Source organism: Nocardia arseniciresistens (assembly GCF_046764875.1).
Lineage (GTDB): Bacteria > Actinomycetota > Actinomycetes > Mycobacteriales > Mycobacteriaceae > Nocardia > Nocardia arseniciresistens.
The window spans coordinates 697,702-719,470 of record NZ_JBKORD010000001.1; the positions used below are offsets into that span (position 1 = coordinate 697,702).

4 protein-coding genes and 1 pseudogene are annotated in these 21,769 nt (G+C 67.4%); 3 read left to right on the forward strand and 2 right to left on the reverse strand.

What is annotated here, in order from left to right:
• Positions 1-79: 79 nt before the first annotated feature.
• Positions 80-1,204, forward strand: a complete 1,125-nt coding sequence (locus ACLMAJ_RS03245) for a GDSL-type esterase/lipase family protein (protein ID WP_412011924.1) — start codon at positions 80-82, stop codon at positions 1,202-1,204.
• 66 nt (positions 1,205-1,270) lie between these two features.
• On the opposite strand, the gene ACLMAJ_RS03250 is transcribed toward ACLMAJ_RS03245, so the two are convergent.
• Positions 1,271-1,882 (reverse strand): TetR/AcrR family transcriptional regulator, encoded by a 612-nt coding sequence (locus ACLMAJ_RS03250; protein WP_412011925.1) that lies wholly within the window; start codon positions 1,880-1,882, stop codon positions 1,271-1,273.
• Positions 1,883-1,951: 69 nt separating this feature from the next.
• On the opposite strand from ACLMAJ_RS03250, the gene ACLMAJ_RS03255 reads away from it, so the two are divergent.
• Both ACLMAJ_RS03255 and ACLMAJ_RS03260 read left to right on the forward strand, forming a co-directional pair.
• Positions 1,952-2,512, forward strand: a complete 561-nt coding sequence (locus tag ACLMAJ_RS03255; RefSeq protein ID WP_412011926.1) for a peroxiredoxin-like family protein — start codon at positions 1,952-1,954, stop codon at positions 2,510-2,512.
• Positions 2,513-2,714: 202 nt separating this feature from the next.
• Positions 2,715-3,290 carry an ATPase gene (locus tag ACLMAJ_RS03260; protein WP_412011927.1) on the forward strand — a complete coding sequence of 192 codons (576 nt, stop codon included), beginning with the start codon at positions 2,715-2,717 and terminating at the stop codon, positions 3,288-3,290.
• A gap of 14 nt (positions 3,291-3,304) precedes the next feature.
• On the opposite strand, the pseudogene ACLMAJ_RS03265 reads toward ACLMAJ_RS03260, so the two are convergent.
• A pseudogene (locus tag ACLMAJ_RS03265) lies at positions 3,305-21,574 on the reverse strand (non-ribosomal peptide synthase/polyketide synthase); the annotation flags it as partial.
• Positions 21,575-21,769 lie beyond the last annotated feature (195 nt).

Genomic DNA, 21,769 nt, shown 5'->3' on the forward strand with positions numbered 1-21,769 from the left:
CGGATAGTTGACATGAGGAATATCTGTACTAGGTTGTTGTCATCGCAATATTCCTCACGTCAACTAAATGGAGATTCCGATGGCTGCCACATCGCGTTGGATCGCAGGATTCCGTTCGGCTCTCGTCGACCCGGCAGAGCAGATTCGATTGGTCGAGCCGAGGGGCTTCGCCGATCAGACAGTGCGCCAGGTGCTGCACCTCGCCGGCGGCGGCGAGCAGCTGCGGATACACCTGACCAACCGCTACGGCCCGGCACCGCTGACCATCGGCGCTGCGCACATCGCCGTACGCAAGGTGGGCGAGGAGATCGTGACCGAGACCAACGTCGAGGTGCGGTTCGGCGGGGCCACCGAGGTGATCATCCCGGCAGGCGGTGACATCACCAGCGACGCAGTCGAACTGGCCGTGACCGCGGGCACCGATCTGGCGCTGAGCCTCTACCTTCCCGAGGAAACCGGCCTGGCGCCGTTCGCCCAGATCCCCTCGGAGTCGGCCTATGTTGCCACTGGAAATCACACGGCCGCAAGCAGTTTGCCGGACGCCGAAGAGGTCACCTCCCGCTTCTACGTCACCGGAATCGACGTGCTCACCTCGACGAACACCCCACTCATCGTTGCCTTCGGCGACTCCTGGTTCGAGGGGGTCGGTTCCAGCCACGGCGCCAACCATCGCTCGGTCGACGTGCTCAACGAGCGACTGCTCGAAGGCTGGGCGGTCAATCAGGGCATCAGCGGAAACCGACTACTGACGGATGAAATCGGTGACCATGGGCTGGCCCGGTTCGATCGCGACGTGCTCGGCGTCCCCGGGGTGACGCACGTCCTGGTGAACTTCGGCATCAACGACCTGATCCTGACGGGCACCGCACCGGCGGCGGATCTGATCGCCGGTTTCACCGCTCTCGCCCAGCGCACCCACGCTGCGGGACTGCCCGTCTACGCCAACACCATCGGCCCCTTCGCGGGTGTGATCTACCCGGGCCTCAGCACCGAAACCGGCGTTCCGATGCGCAACGAAGTCAACAAATGGCTGCGCACCACAGACGTTTTCGACGCGGTGTTCGATGTCGCACTGGCCGTGGAAGATCCGAGCAAACCCGACTACATCCGCCCGGATCTGGACAGCGGCGACGGCATGCATCTCAACGACGCGGGCGCGCGGGCCATGGCCGAAACCATCGACATCCCCACTCTGACACGCTGACCACCAGAGGTCGAAAGCCGTTGCCGCGCCGGGCAACGGCTTTCGTCGTTCCACAGCGTGGATCGGCTAGGGCTGAAGGCCGCGCAGCACGATCTCGAGTCCGCCGCGAAATTCATCCGCCGCCGACACTTTTCGCGCATCGGCGGCCGTCAACGCCAAGTGCGGGTAGTCCTGCGTGGACAGGTTCGACATGTCGGCGGTGCCGGTTCCCGCGAGCGAGGCATAGTGGGCGTTCTGCAAAAACCCGAGCAGGAAGCCGATCAGCGTGCGCTGGGCGATCACTCGATCCCTGCCGGTGAGTCCACCCTCGGTGAGGACCGCGAGCATCGCCTCGATCCAGGCCAGCGAGCCGACCGACGATTGTCGGTGGCGCAACACCAGCGGTACCGCGTCGGGATGCGCCATCGCCGCGTCACGCATCCGCGTCAAGAGCGCCGCCGCGCGGTCGCGCCAGTCCCGCTGCGGCGGCGGGGACATATCGATCACCTGGAAGATCTCCTCGACCACCAGCGCCTCGAGCCCGTCGCGGTCGGGGACATAGCGATACAGCGCCATGGTCGCCATGTGCAGCTCCTTGGCCACGGCCCGCATCGTGAGCCCAGACAGGCCGTCACGGTCGATCACCGCGAGCGCGGCGGCCGCAATGGCGGTAGGCGTCAACGAGCGTGGACGGGGCATGGGTTGACAGCGTACCGGGTACGCGCATACTGATTGTAGGAGTACCGCGTACGCCTACGAAGGAGCATCATGCCGCTGCCAACCACTGTGACCACCCGAACGCTGGACACCGTCGCCGGTGCCACCGTGCCGATACCCGATCCCGATTGCCTGATACACCTGCAATTCCGCCGCTTCGCCGGATGCCCGGTGTGCAACCTGCACCTCCGCTCGATCGCCACCCGGCACGACGAGATCCTCGCCGCGAACATTCGCGAGGTCGTCGTCTTTCATTCCAGTGCCGCCGAATTGCGGAAATACGAGGGCGATCTGCCATTCGACCTGATCGCCGACCCGGCCCGAATCCTTTACCGCGAGTTCGGCATCGAGTCTGCCCCGCGCGCACTACTCGACCCACGAGCCTGGCCGGCCATCGCACGGGCCGTCGCGACCACGGTTGTGTCCGTGCTCCGCAAGAACAAGCCCGCGCCCCCCAATGAACCGGAGGGCGGCCGCCTCGGCCTACCCGGCGACTTCCTCATCGCGCCCGACGGCCGGGTGCTGGCAAGCAAACTCGGCAAACACGCCGACGACCAATGGTCGGTCGACGAACTCCTCGGACTGGTCCCGGTACGAGAACACGGACTATAAGGTCTGGCGAATGGTTCAGTTCGACAATGATATTCGGCCTGGTTCTCAATAGCTTGTTGGCCGGTCGTTCCGATATGGCGCTGCCATCCGGTGCGAACCTGCCGCGCTCTCGCCGCTTCCTCCTGATCGTCGATCTGCCCCTGCTACCAGCGAAAGAATCACACTCATGATGACTGTCGAATTGTTCATATCCGATCGGACTATGACCGATGAACGACGCCGCGAACTCGCCGAAAAGCTGATGCGGGCGCTGACCACCGAAGACTCCGCGCCGGACGCGGTGATGGACAAGATGCGCGAACTCACCCACGTCATCGTGCACACGCCCGACGTCTGGGTCACCGGTGGACCGAAATCGGCAGCCGCACCGCGCTACCTTGTTCGCCTCACCGCGCCCGCGGCGTGGAGCAACAACAGCGAATTCGGCGGAAATATCGTCCCGCTGATCACCAAGGCGATCGCCGCGACCGAGCCCGACGCCGACCGACTGTTCCGGGAGCCGCATTGCCTGGTGCAGATCGTCGGACTGCGGGAGCACGCCATCGGCAACCTGGGCCGGGCCATGAACAGTACCGAAATCACCAAGCTGATCACCGAGGACTACCGGCACGATGCGCAACAGGCGGTGCCGGACGGCTACGCCATCGATCCGGTCTGCGGCATGACCGTCGAACTGGCCACCACGCAACTCACCTTCACCCATGAGGGCGTCGACTACGCGTTCTGTGCGCCGGTGTGCCGCAAGGTGTTCGCCGAGCAGCACACGACTTCCGCATAGCGCCGGGTGTTGTCCTACTCGGCGACCACGATTCGAATCTCCGCGCCGGCCGCGTCCGTCGATTCGCCCGGAGCGACGAACCAGTGGGTGACCTCACCGTCGGCGAGATCACCGGCCAGGTCGCCGCCGCTCGCGAGCACCGAAAGCGCGCCCGCAGTCGCCGTGGCAAGGAACTCCAGCAATGCGGCCCGACCGGAGACCGCCGTGGTGAACGTCGTCGACCCGTAGTCGATTCCGTACTCCTCACGCACTCGCACGGCCCTGTCGAGGGCCTCGGCCTGGCTGAGGACGACCGGGTCGCCGTCCGCGAACAGCACGAACGCCGGATGCTCGTCGGCGAGCGGACGGACTCGATCCGAGTACGAGACCGGATACGATGGCGCGGCCGCAATTTCGGTCCGCAGCTGCGGGTCCGACGGCACCAGCCATTGCACAGCGGCCGCCGTCGCCGGTTCGAGCGTGATCCCGAACCCCGCTCCAGCGCTCTCGATCTCGGCGACCGACTGCGCGAACAGGCAGGCTGCGCCCGCCTTCTGCACGGCCCAGGCCGCGACAACCGCGTCCACCGAGCGTGGCAGTGCCACCGCGACGGTGTCGCCCGGTCCCGCACCACGATCAATGAGCACCCTGGCCAGCTGCGAGGAGCGCCGATCCAGGACGTGGTAGGCGATTTCGTCGCCGTCGACCAGCAGCGCGGGCGCCTCTGGATCCTCCTCGACAACCTCCGCGAGCACGTTGGCCACCGTGCGCGCACCGACCATGGCCACCGGTTCCTGCGTCGCCGCCGCACCGATGCCGGATTCGGCGAGTAGGCGGGTGGGCGCGCCGCTGTCGAGGATGTCGATGGCGCCGACCGGCCCCGCCGGATCGCCGAGCAGCGCCTCCAGCACCCGAATCAGTCGGGCGGACAGTGTTTCCACCGCATCGGCGGAGAACATGCTCGTCAAATACTCGAAGGTGAATTCGAGGGTCGAGTCGACGGCAACCTGCAAGGTCAGCGGGTAGTGCGCCGCGCTCTCGACACTGACATCGGTCACCGACATCCCGTCGATCGAGCTCGCCGCCGCGATCGCCGCGCAGTCGATCGGATACGACTCGAACACCACCACTGTGTCGAATTGCGAGCCGGGACCGGCCGCCCGCTGGATGTCGGTGAGCCCGACATAGTGGTGGTCGAGCAGCTCGATCTGATCGCGCTGCAACCGCTTCAGATGATCGTCGATGGTCGAGTGATCGTCGACGCGCACCCGAACGGGCAGCGTATTGACGAACAGGCCGACCATGGATTCCACGCCGGGCAGCTCAGCGGGCCTGCCGGACACCGTGGCACCGAAGACCACATCGTCGCGGCCGGTGAGCCTGCCGAGCAGAATTCCCCATGCCGCCTGCACGAGGGTGTTCACCGTGATGCCGAGTTCGGCGCAGTGTTTGGTCAGCTGACGGGTTCGGTCGGCGTCGATCTCGGTGGTGAGCTTGCGAGTCTCGTAGGTCTGCACCGAACCCGACGGCGGCGCGAGCTCGGTCGGCTCGCCGATACCGTCGAGCGCATGCGCCCAGGCGCGCATAGACGCGGTCACGTCGCGCTCTGCGAGCCAGTCCAGGAAGCTGCGGTATGAGGTCACCTGCGGCAGCACGGCAATGTCTCCGCGCGCCGCGTACAGCACCAGCAGATCGCGCAGCAGCAGCGGCATCGACCAACCGTCGAGCAGGACATGGTGGGTGGCGATCGCCAGATGCCACTGCTCGGCGCCGGTACGGAACAGCGTGTAGCGCATCAGCGGCGCGACGGACATATCGAACCTGGTCGCCCGGTCCGCGGCCAGCTGCCGCCGCAGTTCCTCGGCCCGCTCGGCTTCAGGAAGCCCGCTCAGGTCGACCTCGCGCCACGGCACCTCGAGCCGATCGACAACGACCTGCACGGCCTGCCCGGCAGAGTCGCTGACGAACGCGGTGCGCAGGTTCGGGTACCGGTCGAGGATGGCCTGTGCGCACGCGCGCAGCCGATCGCCGTGCACAGAGCCGCTCAGATGCACGACGGCCTGCATGGTGTAGACGTCCACGGTCGCCGCGGTCATCAGCGTGTGGAAGAGCAGACCGGACTGCAACGGCGAGACCGGCCACACCTCCTCCAGACCCGGGTACGCCTGCTCCCACCGCTCGATGTCGGCCTGACCGACCCGCACCAGCGGCATATCCGACGGCGCGAGACCACCGGCGTCCGGCCGCTGCGCGTGCTCGGCAAGTGCGGTGAGCGCGACGACCCACAGATCGGCGAGCTCCCGCACCTTTTCCTTGTCGAGCAGCCCAGCCGGGAATGCGAAGGTGGCGGCCAACTTCGGACCGTCGGCACCCTCGATGACATGCGCCTCGATATCGAGCGCGCCGTCGGCGGGCGCGTCGCCGGAGGTCTCGGCGGTGACCGTGACCGGCGCCGGACCCCGGTAGCGGAAGCCGACCTGACCCACCCGCGCCAGCGCGAGCAGGCCGTGACCGACACCGTGATCCGGCACGGCGAGCAGCTGTTCCTTGACCGCCTTGACGATCCCGCTCACCGCGATTCCGCCGGTGAACGCGTTGTCCAGGTCGGCGTCGCCGAGGTCGAGCCGGACCGGGTAGTCGGTGGCGAAGGCGCCGATGGTGTGCGCGAGCTCCGCACCGGACGCCGCATCGCGACCGTCGGCCTCGAGCCGGACCAGCACCGCACTGCCCTGGCCGCGCCAACGCACCAGGGCCATGGCGAGTGCTGAAAGCAGTCCGTCGGTCACTGTGCCGCGGTACAGCTCCGGAATCGCGGTCAGCACGGAATCGGTGACCGCAGTGGGCAATTCGACTCGCACCCGCCGCACGGTGGCGGCGGTGTCGATCTCCTTGTCGAAAGCACGGGACCCGAGCAGCGGATCCGGCGTCGCCGAAACCTCCTGCCAGAATGGCAGTTCGGCGGCGCGAGCGGTGGCCGCGTCGGTCAGGCCGCGGCCCCGACGCCGCAGCGAGGTACCCGCGCTCGGCAATGCGACCGGCAGCCCGGCCGCGACCTGCGACATCGCCAGGGCAAGATTCGAGATCAGTATCAGCAGCGACGGGCCGTCGACCGCGAAGCGGTGCGCGACTACCAGCAGTTCGTCGCCGTGTTCTTCATCTGTGATGCACAACCGCACGTACTGCGCCATAACGGCGTTCGCCGGATCGAGACGATCGGCCGCGGCGGCACGTTCGACGTCGATGATTCGCGACAGTTCCGCGTCCTCGAGCGGCGAATCGACCGACACCTCGCTTATCAGGTCGTCGACATCGGCAATGCTGTCGAGCACTTCGAGCACCCAGTCCTCGTCCACCCGACGCAGGCGGGTGCGCAGCGCGTCGTGGTGATCGACGACCGCGGTGATCGCCGCCATCAGCGTCACCCGATCGAGCACGGCAGGCAGTCGCAGCGTCGTCGCCTGCGAGCAGCGCCGGTAGTCGCCGCCATTCGCCAGCGCCGCCGCAATGCTCGGCGGCAGCGGGATGGCGCTGACACCGCCGCCGGGCAGCTCCGTCGAGCGCGACTGCTCGGCATCGGCCGCCGAGGTGGCCAGGCCCGCGACACGACCCCGATACTCCAGCTCACCGTTCGCGTTCCATGCCACCAGATCACCGGTGCGATACATCCGCATCGACTGACCGAACGGATTGGCGACGAACCGTTGCGCGGTCAGATCCGGTCGCGCCACATAGCCGCGCGCCAGCTGATCGCCCGCGAGGTACAGCTCACCGGCGACACCGACAGGAACCGGCTGAAGTCGTGAATCCAGCACGTACACCTGGGTGTTGAATACCGGAGCACCGATCGGCACCGACACCGTGTCGGCATCGACGACCTCGTGATAGGTGACGTCGACGGCGGCCTCGGTCGGGCCGTACAGGTTGTGCAGCCAGACACCGGTCAGCTCGCGAAACCGCTGCGCGGTGACCACGGGCAGTGCCTCACCGGAGACGAAAACATTACGCAGATCGACACATTCGACAGCCCTGTCGTCCTGCACGAAGACCGAAAGCATCGACGGCACGAAGTGCACCGTGCTGACCTGTTCGTCGGCGATGACCTGTGCCAGATAGTCGGGATCGCGGTGACCGTCCGGCTTGGCGAGGACCAGGCGCGCGCCGACCTGCAAGGGCCAGAAGAACTCCCACACCGACACGTCGACGTTGGCCGGAGTCTTCTGCAACACCACGTCGCCGCGGTCGAGGCCGTACTCCGTCTGCATCCACACCAGCCGGTTCACGATCGCACCGTGGCTGACCGCGACGCCCTTCGGGTAGCCCGTCGAACCGGAGGTGAAGATCACATAGGCGGTGTTCGACGGACGCAACGGCGCCGATCGCTCGGCGTCGGGCACGGTCTCGTCCGAGTAGGTCGACAGGTCGAGCCGATCGATCTCGAGCACAGCGGTCCGCGCGTCGAGCTCGAACTCATCCGACGAGGTCGTCAGCACACAGACCGGAGCGGCCGTATCGAGCACGTAGCCGATGCGATCGGCGGGCTGATCGGGATCGAGCGGGACATACGCGCCGCCCGCTTCCAACACCGCGTACATGCCGACCACCAGGTCGATGGACCGGCGCATGCCGAGGGCCACCAGCGACTCGGACCCGACGCCCAGCGAAATCAGATGCCGGGCGAGACGATTCACGCGACCGGCGAACTCGCCATAGGTGAGGTGACCGGTTTCCTCGAACGTCAGCGCTATCGCCTTCGGCGTCCGCGCCGCCTGCGCCTCGAACATCGAAACCAACGTGGCGGGCTCGACCTCATGGGCGGTGTCGTTCCAGCCGCGCAGCACCCGCTCGGCTTCGCGATCGTCGAGCATCGCGATATCGCCGATGACCCGATCGGGTTGGGCCGCAACCGCCTTCAGTATCCGGTTGAAGCGGCGGCCGAACTCGGCCATCGTCTTGCGGTCGAAAAGATCCGTGGCGTAGATCAATTCGGCCGTGATCCCGAACGTCGGTAGCTGCGAACCGGCACCGTTCGAGGTGCTGCCCGGCGCGTCGCTCTGCTCCGACAGCACCAGTCGCAGGTCGAGCTCGGCGACGTCGATCGGCAGATCGACACCCCTGACGGTCAATCCCGGCAACCCGAGGCTGTTCTGGCCGAGGTTCCGGAACGAGAGCATCACCTGGAACAACGGATGACGGGCCTGCGAACGAGCCGGGTTCAGGAGCTCGACAAGGCGCTCGAACCGCAGGTCCGAATGTCGGTATGCCGCGATATCGGTGGCACGCACCGCATGCAGCAGGTCGGTGAAGGTGGCGTTGCGGTCGATGGGGGTCCGCAATACGAGGGTGTTGACGAACATGCCGATGAGGTCGTCGAGCGCGCGCTCGCCACGGCCTGCGATCGGGGTGCCGATCACGATGTCGTCCTCGCCGGAGAGCCGGGCGAGCAGCACCGCGAGCGCGGTGTGCGCGACCATGAACAGCGTCGCGCCCCTGGTGCGTGCGAGTTCGGTGAGCCTGCGGTGTGTCTCGGCGTCGATCTCGAAGGCGTATGTCGCACCGCGGCCGGACGCGACCTCGGGACGCGGCCCGACGGTGGGCAGGTCGAGCTGGTCGGGCAGGCCGCGCAGGGTGCTCGACCAGTACTCGACCTGTTGGGAGATGACCGAATCCGGATCGCGCTCGTCGCCGAGGACCGTGCGCTGCCACAGGGCGAAGTCCGCGTACTGTACCTCCAGCGCTCGCCACGCCGGCTCGCCGCCGCCGACGCGCGCCGTGTAGGCGGTCATCACATCCCTGGTCAGCGGGCCCATGGAGAAGCCGTCGGCCGAAATGCGGTGCACGACAAGGGCGAGCACGTGTTCAGTCGGGCTGATCTCGAACAGCCTTGCCCGCAACGGCACCTCGGTGGTGACGTCGAAGGGGCTCAGCACGACTTCCGAAAGCCGCACGGGCAGTTCCGCTTCGGTGACATCGATCGGCGAAAGGTCGGGAATCACCCCGCCGGTCGAGACGATCCGCTGATAGGCGGTGCCGACGATCTCGGGATAGAAAGTACGCAGCGATTCGTGCCGCGCGAGCACGTCGGCGACCGCGATCTGTAGCGCCTGCCGGTCGAGCAGACCCGAAAGCCGCACGGCAGCATAGATATTGTCGACGGCCGAGTCGGGATCGGAGCGGTCGAGGAGCCAGATGCGCTGCTGTGCCAGCGACAGCGGCACCTGATCGGGACGCTGCTGCGGGACCAGCGCGGGGCGCGCACCGGCACCGGCGCGGGTCTCCGCGCGGGCCGTGAGCGCGCCGACGGTGGGTGCCTCGAAGAGCTCACGGACACCGAGGTCGGTGTCGAGCGCGGCGGACAGCCTTGCGGCGACCCGGGTGGCGCTCAACGAGTTACCGCCGAGTGCGAAGAAGTCGTCGCCGAGCCCGACACGTTCCAGCCCGAGCACATCGGCGTAGGTGGCCGCGATGATCTCCTCGACCGGTGTGGTCGGCGCGCGGAACACCGCGGCCTCGAACACCGGCGCCGGCAACGCCCTACGGTCCAGCTTGCCCGAGGCATTGAGCGCGAACTCGTCGAGCACGATCACCAGCGACGGCACCATGTAGGCGGGCAGCTGCCTGCCGAGGTCTTCGCGGATGGACTCGGTGTCCATCCGAACATTCGGCGCCGCAATGACATACGCCACCAGCTGGTCGCCGGTGTGCTGATCGCCTCGAACCACGACGACCGACCGGGCGACCTCGTCCAGGCCCGTCAGCGCCGATTCGATCTCGCCGAGCTCGATGCGCAGACCGCGCAGCTTCACCTGGAAGTCGTTGCGGCCCAGGTACTCCAGCTCGCCGTCAGCGGTCCAGGACACCAGGTCGCCGGTGCGGTACATGCGTGCGCCATCGGTGCCGAACGGACTCGCCACGAAGCGATCACTGGTCAGATCCGCCCGAGCGACATAGCCGGTTGCCAGCTGAGCGCCCGCGAGGTACAGCTCACCCGCGACACCGACGGGAACCGGGCGCAATCGCGCATCGAGCACGTACACCTGGGTGTTGAACACCGGAGCACCGATCGGCACCGTGTCGAGGTCGGCCTCGGTCACCTCGTGGAAGGTGACGTCGACCGCGGCCTCGGTCGGGCCGTACAGGTTGTGCAGCGCCGCGCCGGTGAGCTCGCGCAACCGGTGCGCGGGCTCGGGCGAGAGCGCCTCACCGGAGGCGAAAACAAACCGCAGCGCCGCACAGCGCGCGGCGGCGGCCTCGGCGACGAATACCGCGAGCATGGACGGCACGAAGTGGGTGACGGTGACCCGCTCGGTCGCGATGACCTCGGCCAGGTAGCCGGGATCCAGGTGTCCGTCCGGCTTCGCGACCACCAGGCGCGCGCCGACCTGCAACGGCCAGAAGAACTCCCACACCGAGACATCGAAGGTCGCGGGTGTCTTCTGTAGCACCGTGTCGGTGCCCGACAGTCCGTAGGCCGACTGCATCCACACCAGACGGTTCACGATCGCGCCATGGCTGACCGCGACACCCTTGGGGCGGCCGGTCGAACCTGAGGTGAAGATGACGTAGGCGATGTTCGAGGGCAGCAGCGGAGTCCGCCGCTGCGCGTCGGTCACCGGCTCGTCCGACAGGGCATCCAGGTCGAGCAGGTCGATGCGCACCTGCGCGGTGTCGATGTCGAGGTCGGCGCCGGTGGTGAGCACGCACACCGGATCCGCCGTCGCGAGAATGTATTCCGTGCGCTCGGCCGGATGATCCGGATCGAGCGGCACGTAGGCGCCGCCTGCCACGGTGACCGCGTACATACCGACGACCAGATCGATGGACCTGTGCATGCCGAGGGCCACATACGAGTCCGGACCGACGCCGCGTTCGATGAGCCAGCGCGCCAGACGATATACCCGGCCGGCGAACTCGGTATAGGCCAGACTCGTCCCTTCGAACGTCAGGGCGGTCGCCTCGGGCGTCTCGGCCAGCTGCGCCTCGAACATCGAGGCCAGCGTCGCGTGGCTATCCACTTCGTGCGCGGTGTCGTTCCAGCCCGACACCACCAGCTCACGCTCGGAGGTGTTCAGCAGTTCGATATCACCGACGGCCATACCGGGCTCGGTGATCATGGAGGTGAGCACTCGGACGAGGCGGTCGGCGATCCGCCGCACGGTCTGTTCGTCGAACAGGTCGCGCGGGTAGCCCGCGCGGATCCGCAAACGGGTATCCAACTGCGCGATCAGCGTGAGCGGGTAGTGCGTGGCGTCGGCGGCCTCGATGCCGACCACCGCCATCCCGTCGATATCCGCGGCCCGCGCCTGGATGCCGTCGGAGTCCACCGGGTAGGACTCGAACACCACCAGCGAGTCGAACAAGCCGCCGATGCCCGCGGCGGATTGGATTTCGGCGAGGCCGACGTAGTGATGGTCGAGCAGATCGTTCTGCTCACCCTGGGTCCTTGTCAGCAGCTGCTGCACGGACTCCGACGGATCGAGACGGACCCGCATCGGGACGGTGTTGATGAACAGGCCGACCATGGCCTCGACGCCGGCCAGCTGGGTAGGACGGCCGGAAACCGTGGTACCGAACAGCACGTCGTCGCGGCCGATCATCCGGCCGACGAGGATGCCCCACGCGGTCTGCAGGACGGTATTCGGGGTGACGCCGAGCGAGGCGGCGAGCGTGGTCAGTCGTGTCGTCGCCGACTCGTCGATGTCGAAGTAATACTCACTCGACAGCGCGGTGATTTCGCGGCAGGCGTCCGGCCGAGCGAGCAGGGTCGGATGGGTGACACCGCGCAGCGACTCGCGCCACACGTCCACCGAGGCCGAAAGATCCTGCTGTGCGGTCCATTCCAGGAAGTCCCGGTAGGAACGGACGGCGGGCAGCACGTTGGCGTCGGCGTGTTCCGCGTAGAGCACAAGTAGATCCCGCATGAGCAACTGCATCGACCAGCCGTCGAGCAGAATGCGATGGTTGGACACCACGAACTGCCAACGATCAGTGTCCTGCGGGGCGGCCGCTCCCGCCCGCGCCACCTGGATCAAAGTGAACCGGATCAGCGGCGGCGCGGTCAGGTCGAAGCGCCGCATCCGGTCCGCGGTGATGAGGTCTTCGATTTCGCCGGACTCGATGCGATCGTGCTCGGCCCACGCCACCCGAACGCTGTCGAGCACCACCTGCACGGCGTTGCCGTCGTTGTCGGTGACGAACGCGGTGCGCAGGTTCTCGTAGCGGTCGACCAAAGCCTGTGCGGCCGAACGCAACCTGCCCGCATCCACCCGACCGGTGAGGGTCAGCACCGCCTGCGCGGTGTAGACGTCCACCGAGCCGGCCGCCAGCCCGGCGTGGAACAGCAAACCGGCCTGCAACGCCGAGAGCGGCCAGACGTCGGCCAGCGCCGGGAATCGCTGCTCCCAGCCGTCGATGTCGCGCTGCGTGCTGCGTACCAGCGTGAAGTCGGACGGGGTGTGGCCGCCCGTACCTGTCGCACCGACGCCACCACCGGGCAGTTCGGCCGGTGTCGGCTGCGTCGCCGCCTCGATCTCCACGACCGAGGCGGGCTCTGCGACGGTGTGCTGCTCGAACACGTGGCGCGGGGTGACGACCACACCGGGTGCCCTGACCCGCGACACCAGCTGGATCGCATCGCTACGCGACGCAGGCACCCATCTGGCTATGTCACCGGTGCGGTACATGCGTTGACCGTCGACATACGGGTTGGCGACGAACCGCTCGGCGGTCAGCCCTGTCCCTGCGTGATAGCCACGCGCCAGCTGGATGCCCGACAGATAGAGCTCACCCGGGACACCCACCGGAACCGGCCGCAGCTGGGCATCGAGAATCAGTGACGACATGCCGCGGACGGGTCCGCCGATGGTCACCGTCTCGCCGATCACCAGCGGATCGCTGATGTTGGTCATGATGGTGGTCTCGGTCGGGCCGTAACCGTTGTGGAAGTTGCGCACGGAGCCGTTCGCGAGCGGCACCGCCCATTTCGCGACGAGTTCCGGCGGGCAGGCCTCGCCGCCGACGACGAGCACCCGCAGCGTATCGAGGCCGCTCGGGTCGAAGGTCGCCAGCGCGGCGGGGGTGATGAACGCGTGCGTGACCCGCTCGGCGCGAATCAGCTCGGACAGTTCCTCGCCGCCGTACACCCCTGGCGGCACCACCACGAGCGCGCCACCCGCGCCGATGGCGAGCAGCAGCTCGAGGATCGAGGCATCTACGCTCGGTGACGCGAAATGCAGTGCGCGCGAGCCGGAGTCGAGGTCGTAGCGAACAATCTGTTCGACGCTCGAGTTCGCGAGACCGGCGTGGGTGACCACGACGCCCTTCGGCACACCGGTCGAGCCCGAGGTGTAGATGACATAGGCCGGATGCGCCGGACGCAGCGGCCGGACGCGATCGGCATCGGTGATCGGTCCACCGTCGAAGGCGTCCAGATCGAGCTCGTCCAGTGCCAGCCAGCGCACCGATTCGGGGAGGCCGTCGCGGACCGACGCCACCGTAAGACCGATCGGAGAACCGGAATCGGCGACCATGTGCGCGATGCGCTCGGCCGGGTAGTTCGGGTCGAGCGGCACGAAGGCCGCGCCTGCCTTCGACACCGCCCACGCGGCGAACACCGACTCCGCGGAGCGTGGCACGGCGACGGCAACCAGATCCTCGGAACCGATGCCATCGGCGATGAGCATGCGGGCCAACCGGTTGGACCGCTTGTCCAGCTCACCGTAGGCCAGCGTCGCGTAGCGACTCGTTGAGGGGCGGTGGTCGGGCGACGGGTGGGCCGGCCGTGTTCCCTGGAACACCACGGCGGTGGCGTTCGGATCCATGGCAGCGGCTTCGGCAAGCAGCTCGGGCAGGGTACGTGCGGGGATGGCGAGCGGGCCTGTGCGGGTGATGAGATCGGCCCGTTCCTGTGCGTCGAGCACATCGATGGCACCCACCGCGACCGACGGATCGGTGGCGACGGCTTCGAGGACTCGCTGCCAACGCAGCGCGATATCTGCCGCGCTCGACTCGTCGAAGAGCTCGGTGGCATAGGTGAGCGCGAGCGTCATGCCGGTCGCGTCGTTCTCCGACAGCGTGAACTGTAGGTCGAAGCGCGCCACGTTCTCTTCGAGATCGTGCGCCGAGATCGAGAGGCCGGGCAGCTCCAGCGAGTTGTGCTCCAGGTTTTGGATCGCGAGCATCACCTGGAGCAGCGGGTTGCGGGCCTGCGAGCGTTCCGGTGCCAGCAGTTCCACCAGCCGCTCGAACGGAACGTCCGCGTTGCCGAAGGCGTCCAGGTCGGTGCCGCGCACCCGGTCGAGCAGTCCGGTGAACGACTCGGCATGGTCGATTCCGGTGCGCAGCACCACGGTGTTGACGAACGTGCCGACCAGATCGTCGAGCGCATCGGCGCGGCCCGTGATCGGCGTGCCGACCGCGATGTCGTCGGTGCCCGAGATTCGGGCGAGCAACACCGCGAGCGCGCTGTGCATCACCATGAACAGCGACGCACCGCGTTCGCCGGCGATGTCTTCCAGCGCGGCGACCAGGTCGCTCGGCAGCTCGCGTCGCAGGGTCGCGCCGCGATGCGAGGCAAGCGCGGGACGCGGCCGATCGGTCGGCAACGGCAGTTCGTCCGCGACGCCGTCCAATGCGCGCTGCCAATGCGAGACCTGGCGCACCAGCTCGTCCGCCGAGCGCGGGCGGGCGACAAGGCGGGCCCGCGCGCCGTCGGCATGCGATTCCACTCGCGCCGCAAGCGCTTCCACGGTCGAAGCCTCGAACAGCGCGCACACCGGAACCGTGGTACCGAGCGCGACGCCGATGCGCGACACCACCCGTGTCGCGATCAGCGAGTTGCCACCGAGATCGAAGAAGTCCTCGTCGACGCCGACCCTCGGCAGGTCGAGCACTTCGGCGAATATCGTGGCGACGGTCTCCTGCACCGGCGTGACCGGTGCACGGAAACTACGAGCCTGCACGGCCGGTGCCGGAAGTACGCGGCGATCGAGCTTTCCGTTCACTGTCAACGGAATCCATTCGAGACGCACCAGCGCGGTCGGCACCATGTAGGACGGCAGTTGCTCGGCCGCGCCGCTGCGGACGACGTCGAGATCCGGAATGACGTCGGGATCGGCGACCACGTAGGCCACGATCCGTGGATCGCCCGGCTTGTCCTCACGCACGATGACCGCCGCCTGGGCGATGCCGGGCTGTGCGAGCACGGCCGACTCGATCTCACCGAGTTCGATGCGGAAGCCGCGGACCGTCACCTGATCGTCCGCGCGACCGAGGTATTCGAGCTCGCCGAAGCGGTTCCAGCGCGCCAGATCCCCGGAGCGGTACAGGCGCGAGCCTGCCGCGTCGACACCGGCGAGCGGGTTCGCGACGAAGCGGGTGGCACTCAGGCCGGGGCGGCCGAGGTAGCCGCGGGCCAATTGCGGTCCCGCGACATATATTTCGCCCGCGACACCGACCGGGACCGGTCGCAGCCTGCTGTCGAGCACGAACACCTGAAGTCCGGCGATCGCCCGGCCGACGATGCTGGCGGAGGCGGCGGTAATGGTCGCCGCGTCCAGCGCGCGGTAGGACACGTGCACGGTGGTCTCGGTGATGCCGTACATGTTGACCAGCAGCGACGCGGCCCCCACGGTGCGACCGTCACGAGCGGTGACACCGTCACCGTGGCGCGCGACCCAATCCGAGAGCCTGCGCAATTCCAGCGCCTCGCCACCGAACACCACGTACCGCAGTGCGAGCGGCGCGACATCCGGTGCGGCGCCGCGATCGGCTTCCGCGAGTTGGTAGAACGCGGACGGGGTCTGGTTGAGCACGGTAACCCGTTGCGCGCGTAGCAGTTCCAGAAACTGCTCCGGCGAACGCGAGGTGTAGTAGTCGACCACGACGACGGTGCCGCCGAACAGCAGCGGTCCCCACAGTTCCCACACCGAGAAGTCGAATGCGTAGGAGTGGAACAGGGTCCACACGTCGTCGGCGCCGAAGCCGAAGTCGCGATCGGTATCGGCGAACAGGCGCACCACATTCCGGTGCGTGACCGCGACGCCCTTGGGGCGGCCGGTCGAGCCGGAGGTGTAGATCACATAGGCGATGCTGTCCGGGTTCAGCGGGGCGTTGCGGTCCGCATCGGCGATGGGGGCGTCGTCTGCATCCACGACATTGCCGGTCTCGACGGCAAAGCCGTCCACCACGACCGTCGCGACGCCGTCCGGAACGCCGACCTCGACCGTCGAATCGACGATCACGCTCGTCGGACGCGAATCCGACAGCACATAGGCGACGCGATCGGCCGGGTAGGCCGGGTCGACAGGCACATAGCCCGCGCCCGTCTTCACCACGGCGAGCAGCGCGACAACCAGGTCCAGCGAGCGCGGCAGGATCACCGCGACCAGCGACTCCGGTCCCGCACCATCGGCGATCAGCCTGCGCGCCAGCACATTCGCAAGCCGATCCAGCTCGGCATAGGTCAGCGAATCGGTACCGAACTTCGCCGCGATGCGTTGCGGATGCGCGAGCGCCGCCGCGTCGAACAGCCCGGCCAGCGTGGCGTCCGCATCGTCGAAGCGACCGGCGCTCGTTCCGATGGCGGAATCCGCGCCCGAGGACACCCAGCGCTGCGACACATCGAGCCGCTCGTCCGCACCGAGCAGATCGATATCGCCGACGATGATCGCCGGATCTTCGGCAACGCTGTGCAGGATCCGCACCAAGCGGTCGGCGAACAAAGCCACCGTTTCTGGATCAAAAAGCTCGGTGGCGTAGTTCCACGACAGGTTCAGCGCGCCATCGGCGGCCGCGCGAACGGTCAGCTGCACGTCGAACTTCGCGGTACCCGCGTCGAATTCGATCACATCGAGGTCGAGGCCCGGCAGCTCGACGGTGCCCATCTCGGCGGCCGAGACCGCCTCGAAGGTCAACGCGACCTGGAACAGCGGGTGATGCGCCTGCGAGCGAACCGGGCTGATGACATCGACAAGCCGTTCGAAGGGCACGTCCGCATTGGCGAAGGCCGCGAGGTCGGTACGACGCACCTGCTCGAGCAGTTCGCTGAACTCAGCACCCAAGTCGACCTCGGTGCGCAACACCAACGTATTGACGAACATGCCGACCAGGTCGTCGAGCGCGCGTTCGCCACGTCCGGCGATCGGGGTGCCGATCGCCACATCGGTGCTGTTGGACAGTCGGGCGGCCCAGGCGGCCAGCGCGGCGTGCACCACCATGAACAGGGCGACGCCGTGCGCGTGGCCGACGTCGGTCAGCGCCGTGCGCAGCTCGGCGTCGACCGAGAAGTTGTGCATGCCACCGGCATTGGTGGCGACCTCCGGCCGAGGCCGGTCGGCGGGCAGTTCGATCTGATCGGGCAGATCACGCAATTGCTCGGTCCAGTAGGCGATCTGGGCGGCCGCGACCGATTCCGGATCGTCCTCGCTGCCGAGCACCTCGCGCTGCCACAGCGCGTAGTCGGCGTACTGCACCTCGAGCGGGGCCAACACGGGAGTCGCGCCCGTTGCCCGATCGCTATAGGCCACCACCAGGTCGCGCAGCAGCGGACGCAGCGAGAAGCCGTCGGCGCTGATGTGGTGCATCACCAGCACGAGGACATGGTTGCGCGCATCCAGCGACAGCAGCGCGGCACGGAACGCAATCGCACTCGTCACGTCGAAGTGCACGCTCGCGAGCTCGACGATGCGTGCGGGCAGCGCACTTGCCGTCACCGGCTCGGCCGCCAGCTCGAAACGTGCCTCGTCAGTGGCATTTCGAGCGCCCTGCGCGCGAAGGTCGGCGACGCTCAGAATGCGCTGGTAACCAGCACCTTCCACCTCCGGGTACACGGTGCGCAGCGCCTCGTGGCGCGCGAGCACGTCACCGATGGCGGCATCGAGCGCGGCCGTATCCAAGGCGCCCGTCAGCCGGATCGCGACCGGAATGTTGTTGACGGCAGTGCGGTTGTCGAAGCGGTTGAGGAACCACATGCGCTGCTGTGCGAACGACAGCGGCATCAGTTCGGGACGTTGCTGCGGCACAAGCGGTACCCGATCGGCTTGTCCGACAGTCGATTCCACCCGCGACGCCAGCGCTATGACACTGGACGCCTCGAACAGCACGCGCACCGGGATCTGGGCGTCGAACGCCTGGCCGAGCCGGGTGGCCACCTGGGTGGCGACCAGCGAGTTGCCGCCCAGTTCGAAGAAGTCGTCGTCGAGCCCGACCCGATCGATGCCGAGTACCTCGGCGAAGGTGCTCGCGACGATATCCTGCACCGGCGTCGTCGGCGCGCGGAACACCTTCGCCGCGAAAATGGGTTCCGGCAGCGCCTTTCGATCCAGCTTGCCGCTGGCGTTGAGCGGGAACGCGGCGAGAACCAGGTAGGCCGCGGGGACCATATGGGCGGGCAGCCGCTCGCCGAGCGCGATCTTCACCGCGTCGATGTCCACGGTCTTGCGTGCCGCGGCGACGACATAGGCGACCAGCTGATCGCCGGTCCGCTCGTCGGTACGCACGAGCACAACAGCCTGCGCGACGGCAGGCAGCGTCATGAGCTCCGATTCGATCTCACCGAGCTCGACACGCAGGCCACGAAGCTTCACCTGAAAGTCGGTGCGGCCCAAGTACTCCAGCTCGCCGTCGGAGGTCCAAGACACCAGGTCGCCGGTTCGGTACATCCGTTCGGCGTCGCCGAACGGATCGGCGATGAAACGCTCGGTGGTCAGGTCGGGGCGTGCCACATAACCGTGCGCCAGCTGCGCTCCCGCCAGGTAGAGCTCACCGGGAACGCCGACAGGAACCGGCCGCAGCCGCGAATCCAGCACGTACACCCTGGTGTTGAACACTGGCGCGCCGATCGGCACCCACGTGGTGTCGGCGTCGGTGACCTCGTGGAAGGTCACATCGACGGCGGCCTCGGTCGGGCCGTACAGGTTGTGCAGCCTGGCACCGGTCAGCTCGCGCAGCCGCTGCGCGGTGACCGCGGGCAATGCCTCGCCAGAAGCGAAAACATGGCGCAGGCTTGTGCATTCGGCCGCAAGGGACTCGGCGACGAACACCGAGAGCATCGAGGGCACGAAGTGCACCGTGGTGATCTGCTCGTCGGCGATCAGCCGCGCGAGGTAGGCCGGATCACGATGACCGTCCGGCTTGGCGATGACAAGGCGGGCACCGACTTGCAGGGGCCAGAAGAACTCCCATACCGATACGTCGAACGTGGCGGGAGTCTTCTGCACGACGACGTCATCGGCGCCGAGACCGTATTCGGCGTGCATCCACACCAGGCGGTTGACGATCGCCGCGTGCGAGACCGCGACACCCTTCGGGCGACCGGTCGAACCGGAGGTGAAGATCACGTACGCGGTATTGGTCGGCCGCAGCGGCTTGTGCCGGTCGGCGTCGGTCAGCGGCTCGGCCGAGAACTCGGACAGATCCAGTTCGTCGATCCGAACCTGGCGCGAGACAACGGTTTCCAGATCGGCGCCCGAGGTGAGCACACACACCGGGCGCGCGGTATCGAGGATGTAGTCGATGCGCTCGGCCGGATGATCCGGATCGAGCGGCACGTAGGCGCCGCCCGCGGCGTTCACCGCGTACATACCGACCACGAGATCGATGGAACGGCGCATGCCGAGGGCCACATACGATTCCGGGCCGACGCCGTTGCGCTTGAGCCAGCGCGCCAAACGGTGCACCCGCTCGGCGAACTCGCCATAAGTAAGCGTCACGGAGTGACTCGTTGGGGGGTGGTGGTCGGGCGACGGGTGGGCGAGACTTGTCCCCTCGAAGGTGAGGGCGTACTCGTCGGGCGTCCGCGTCACCTGGGCTTCGAACAGCGAGACCAGCGTCGCGGCCGCATCGCCGACCGGTGAGGTCAGCGCCGCGTCGACCGGGAATTCGGTGGCGTTCCACTGCTCGAGCACGAGCAAACGCTCGGAGGGGTCGAGCAGTTCGATATCGCCGACCGCGACCGAGGGTTCGATGGCGACGCAGCGCAATACCCGGATGAAACGCTCGGCGAAAGCATCCGCGAAGGCCGCATCGAAGAGATCGGTGGCGTACACCAGTTCGGCATCCATCTCGGCTTCGCCGCCGGGCACCTCGCTCAGCGTGAGCCGCATGTCGAACTCGGCCGACGGCGCGTCGACGCCGAGCTCGGACACCGTGAGACCCGGCAGCTCCAGCGCGGTGCGATCGAGGTCCTCGAAGCTCAGCAGCACCTGGAACAGCGGGTGGCGGGCCTGCGAGCGAGCCGGGTTGAGCACCTCGACCAGCCGCTCGAACGGCACGTCCGCGTGCGCGAATGCCTGTAGGTCCCGCTCACGCACCTGTGCGAGCAGATCGGCGAACGAGGCCGTCGAATCGACCTGTGCGCGCAGCACCAGGGTGTTGGCGAACATGCCGACCAGGTCGTCGAGCGCCTGTTCGCCACGACCCGCGACCGGCATGCCGATGGCGATGTCGCCGGATCCGCTCAGCCGCGCGAGCAGCGCGGCAAAGGCGCTGTGCACCACCATGAACAGCGTGGTGTCGTGCCCATGCGCGACCCGGTTCAGCTCGTCGATGAGATCACCGGGGACCCGGAAACGGTGCGTGCCAGCCGAATACGACGCCACGGCGGGACGTGGGCGACCGGCAAGGCGCAGCTCGTCCGGCAGACCGGCAAGCGCACCGCGCCAATAGTCGAGCTGCTCGGAGATCAGCGAGGTGGGATCGTCCTCGGAGCCGAGCGTTTCGCGCTGCCACAGCGCGAAGTCGATGTACTGCACCTCGAGCGCAGGCCAGTCGGGCTCCGCGGCGGAACTGCGTGCCAGGTAGGCGGTCATCAGGTCGCGGACCAGCGGGCGGATCGAGAAACCGTCCGAGGCAATGTGATGCACGACGACGACGAGGACGTGCTCCCGGTCACCGACCTGGTAAACACGCAGCCGCACCGGAGCCTGGGCGGTCACATCGAACCCGCGACTCACGAATTCGTCGATCGCGCCCCTCATCTCGGATTCAGCGACGGTGACGACATCCAGCTCCGGAATGGCCCGATCCGAGGAGAGCACACCCTGATAGGCGACGCCGTCGTGTGCCGGGTAGATGGTGCGCAGCGTTTCGTGCCGAGAGATCACATCGGCGATCGCGCCACGCAATGCCCCCAGATCCAACACACCTTGCAGTCGGACCGCAGCGGGAATGTTGTTGGCGGCCGAGTCGGCGTCGAAGCGGTTGAGGAACCACATCCGCTGCTGCGCGAGCGATAGCGGCGGATATTCCGGACGGGTACGCGCGGTCAGCGGCACGCGGACACCGAAGCCTGTACGCGGTTCCACCCTGGAGAAAGCGCGGCAAGATCGAGGTCGCCACGGAGATAGAGGTACTCCTCAGTTTCGCCGCTTCCGGCGAAATCCAGCCGGTCCCTGCTGATCACCGAAACAATCTACCGTCGCGCACGGCACCCGACCAACCAATGCCAATAGCGGTACCACATCACCCCAGGCAGCGGGATCATCGCAAGTTCGCTAGCCGACCGG